Origin of the sequence: uncultured Rikenella sp. (genome assembly GCF_910577125.1) — a bacterium.
In the GTDB taxonomy this organism is placed as follows: Bacteria; Bacteroidota; Bacteroidia; order Bacteroidales; family Rikenellaceae; genus Rikenella.
In genome coordinates this window covers 1-3,746 of record NZ_CAJTMN010000151.1, presented here as the reverse complement: position 1 = coordinate 3,746, position 3,746 = coordinate 1, and the positions used below count along the sequence as shown (strand labels likewise).

At 60.1% G+C, this 3,746-nt stretch carries 3 protein-coding genes; all 3 read left to right on the top strand.

The genetic code is table 11. The features are described 5' to 3' along the window. Window positions 1-276: 276 nt before the first annotated feature. Genes QZ292_RS09985 through QZ292_RS09975 form a run of 3 tightly spaced genes read left to right on the top strand, consistent with a single transcriptional unit; the run spans window position 277 to window position 3,171 of the window. Complete coding sequence (locus QZ292_RS09985; protein ID WP_294601123.1) at window positions 277-1,119, top strand: prephenate dehydratase; 843 nt, start codon at window positions 277-279, stop codon at window positions 1,117-1,119. A gap of 21 nt (window positions 1,120-1,140) precedes the next feature. Next, on the top strand, window positions 1,141-2,310 hold the full coding sequence (locus tag QZ292_RS09980) for an aminotransferase class I/II-fold pyridoxal phosphate-dependent enzyme (RefSeq protein WP_294601121.1): 1,170 nt from the start codon (window positions 1,141-1,143) through the stop codon (window positions 2,308-2,310). A gap of 21 nt (window positions 2,311-2,331) precedes the next feature. Further along, window positions 2,332-3,171 (top strand): prephenate dehydrogenase, encoded by an 840-nt coding sequence (locus QZ292_RS09975; protein WP_294601119.1) that lies wholly within the window; start codon window positions 2,332-2,334, stop codon window positions 3,169-3,171. Window positions 3,172-3,746 lie beyond the last annotated feature (575 nt).

Below are 3,746 nucleotides of genomic sequence, written 5' to 3'. Positions count from 1 at the left end.
GCGGCACCAAAAACTTTTAGATAGCTACGCTACTCCTCAGGCTCCGCAGTCCTCATTCTCTGCGATTGCTTTTGGGTCGGGGCAACGGCGCGCTTAATGAGAGCTAAACCCTATGCGCGCCGTTGCTCCCGGCCCAAAGAAGTGTCCGAGGGTTGGGCCGCCGGCAGCTTTAGGATGCGAAGCATCCTCTAAAGTTTTTTTGGTTCTTTTTGTTCACAAAAAGAACAGTACCCTCCCGATAAGGCGCAAATCAACGAACATTTAAAGACCAGAGACATGGAGCCCATGCGTGTAGCGATACAAGGGTATGAGGGATGCTTCCACCATATAGCCGCCGAAGGATATTTTGGCGAGGAGATTCGGATCGTTCCCTGCGCCACCTTTCGAGGTGTGGTGAAAGCCTTGGAAGAGGCGAGCGCCGACGCCGCCCTGATGGCCATCGAGAACTCGATCGCCGGGAGCATTCTGCCTAATTACGGGCTGTTGCAGGATCGCCGGTTGTGCGTAGTCGGAGAGGTTTATTTGCAGATCCGCCAGAACCTGCTCGTGCTGCCCGACGTCGAGCTGAGCGAGATTCGGGAAGTGTGGTCCCATCCGATGGCCCTGTTGCAGTGCGCCGATTATCTGGACGACAAAGGGTGGCGGCTCGTCGAGACCGAAGACACCGCCCTTTCGGCACGCGAGGTCGCCGAGCAGCGCGTGCGACATGCCGCCGCGATTGCCGGCGAGTTGCCCGCCCGGCTGTTCGGACTGAAAGTCATCGCCCCCGAGATCAATACCATCAAGAACAACCACACTCGGTTTATGGTTTTGCGTCGGAGCGCCGACTGCCCGGCCGACGAGAGCGGCGGCGAACGCATCAACAAAGCCTCCCTCTATTTTCAGGTCGGCCACCGGAAAGGGACGCTCGCCAGCGTGCTCAACACCATGGAACGGTACAACATCAATATGACCAAACTGCAATCGTATCCTGTGCCCAGCGACCCCTTCCACTATCTTTTCCACCTCGACATGGAGTTCGAAGACGTATGGGAATACCGGGAGGCAGTGGCCCACATGCGTTCCGTGAGCGACGGGCTGACCGTCTACGGCGAATATACACGCGGGATACATATTTAGAGAGTTCAAGTTCAGACCGATATGACGAACATAGCGATCGCCGACCGGCTCGGCGAAGTCAAAGAGTACTACTTTTCCAAGAAACTGGCCCAGATCGACGAGATGCGGCGGGCCGGCTTCCAGGTGATTAATCTCGGCATCGGGAGTCCCGATCTGCCGCCCCATCCGTCGGTCGTCGAGGCCTTGTACCGCGGGGCTCAGGATGCGCATACCCACGGATATGCCAATTATAAGGGCGAGCGCGTGCTGCTCGAAGCCATCGCCGGGTGGTACGACCGGAAGTACGGCGTGACCTTGGATCCGATGCGCGAAGTGCTGACCCTGTACGGTTCGAAAGAGGGGTTGACCTACCTGTGCCAGACCTTCGTCAATCCCGGCGACCGGGTGCTGGTGCCGAATCCCGGCTATCCGGCCTATGCCGCCGCCGTCCGGTTGGCGGGCGGGGTGGTCGACAATTACCTCTTGACCGAAGCGAACGGCTGGCTGCCCGATTTCGATGAGTTGGAACGGCGCGACCTGTCGGGCGTGAAGTTGATGTTCCTCAACTATCCGCACATGCCCACCGGGACGGCACCGACAGCGGGGCTTTTCGAACGTTTCGTCGATTTCGCCCGGCGGCATGATATCCTGTTGGTGCACGACAACCCGTACAGCTTTATCCGTAACGACGCCCCGCAGAGCCTGATGGCGGTGCCGGGAGCGCGGGAGGTGGCTGTCGAGCTCAACTCGCTGAGCAAGAGCCAGAACATGGCCGGCTGGCGCGTGGGGATGATGGTGGGACGCGAGGATGTGCTGTCGGCCGTGCTGCGGTGCAAGAGTAATCTGAATAACGCCATGTTCGTGCCGATGCAGCAGGCGGCGGCCGTGGCGTTGGAGCTGGGCGACGAGTGGTATGCGCAGATCAACGCGACTTATCGGGAGCGGGAAAAGTGGGCCGTGCGGATTTTGGAAGATCTGGGTTGCATCGTGCGGTCCGGACAAGTGGGGCTTTTCGAGTGGGGGCGCCTGCCGGAGGCGGCTTTGACGGCCGGGACGGATTGTTACGGCTTTATCGACCGGATTTTGGAAGAAAACCAGGTTTTCCTGACTCCCGGCGGCATTTTCGGCAGTGAAGGGGAACGGTACGTGCGGGTGTCGTTGTGTGCCGACGAAGCGACTTTGCAGGAGGCCTGGGAAAGGCTGTTTAAGTAGATCTAACGGGATGAAAACGAGATGATTGCAACGATAATCGGGCTGGGGCTGATCGGCGGGTCGTTCGCCCTGGCGTTGAAAGATCAGGGACTCGCCGACCGGGTGATCGGTGTGGATCGCGATCCGGCCCACGCGACCAAGGCGCTGGAACTCGGGCTGGTGGACGAGCTGCTGCCGCTCGAAGCGGCCGTCGATGCTTCGGATTTGGTCGTGCTGGCGATTCCGGTGAATGCCATTCCGCTGCTGGCTATCAAGATACTCAATCGAGTGGATCGGCAGGTCGTGATGGACATGGGTTCTACGAAAGAGGAGCTTTGCGAGGTCATTGCTCAGCATGCCCGGCGCGGGCGGTTCGTGGCGACCCATCCGATGTGGGGGACGGAGTATTCGGGGCCGGAAGCGGCAGTGCGGGGAGCTTTTACGGGGCGTTCGGTGGTGATCTGTCAGGGTGACAAGAGCGACCCCGATGCGTTGGCCCGGGTCGAGGAGATATACGGTCGGATCGGGATGCCGATTTTGAAAATGGAACCGGAGGAGCACGATCTCCATGCGGCGTATGTCAGCCATATTTCGCAGGTTACGTCTTATGCTCTGGCGCTGACGGTGTTGGAGAAGGAGCGCGAGGAGGAGGCGATCTTCGCTCTGGCGGGCGGAGGGTTCGAGAGCACGGTTCGGCTGGCGAAGAGTTCGGGTGAGATGTGGATTCCGATCCTGTTGAAAAACAAGTACAACGTATTGGACGTCCTTCGGGAGCACATCCACCAGCTTCAGATCATGCGGCACATGATCGAGCGGGATGATGTCGAAGGGTTACAGTCGGCGATCCGGAAGGCGAACTCCATCCGTCGGATTATCCATTAGGGGTTGTGGTTCGGGTCGCGTCTGCCAAAGAGTTGGGTAGAGGCTACTAATTGCCCACCGCGGGCACGCGGGGCCCGGCCGGCCCGAGGCCAGTTTCAGGCGGGGCAAAGCTCGACCGCGCGCGATCGATGAAGTAGGAAATCATTCAAAGCGTCTTGCGCTTTGAATAAGATTTCCGCCAGCGCGCGGAAAAAGGCGGCGGAGCGGAGCCGCGCCGAGGACGAATGGCAGAGAATCGGGTCAAGTTTTTTCGGTTCGCAGAACCGCGCGGGCCGGACGCCTCCCCCCGGGAGGCCCGCGACACGCCGCTCCCGTGTCAAGAATTGCGGTCACTCCCGGGCGCCCGACCCACAGGGTAGAGGCTGCCGCAGCGAAACATAGTTTCGCTCGTCCACGGGACGTGGGGCCCGGCCTGCCCGAGGCCAGTCGAAGTTCGATCGCGCGCCGCCGCCTAAAGAAGCGATTCAACTCTTTCGGCGGTAAGCCGAAAGAGAATGAATCGCCCCGGCGCGCGAACAGGGAACGGGGTGCGGCAAACCAGTAAGCGATACGCAGTATCGCTCCGTCCCGCCGGG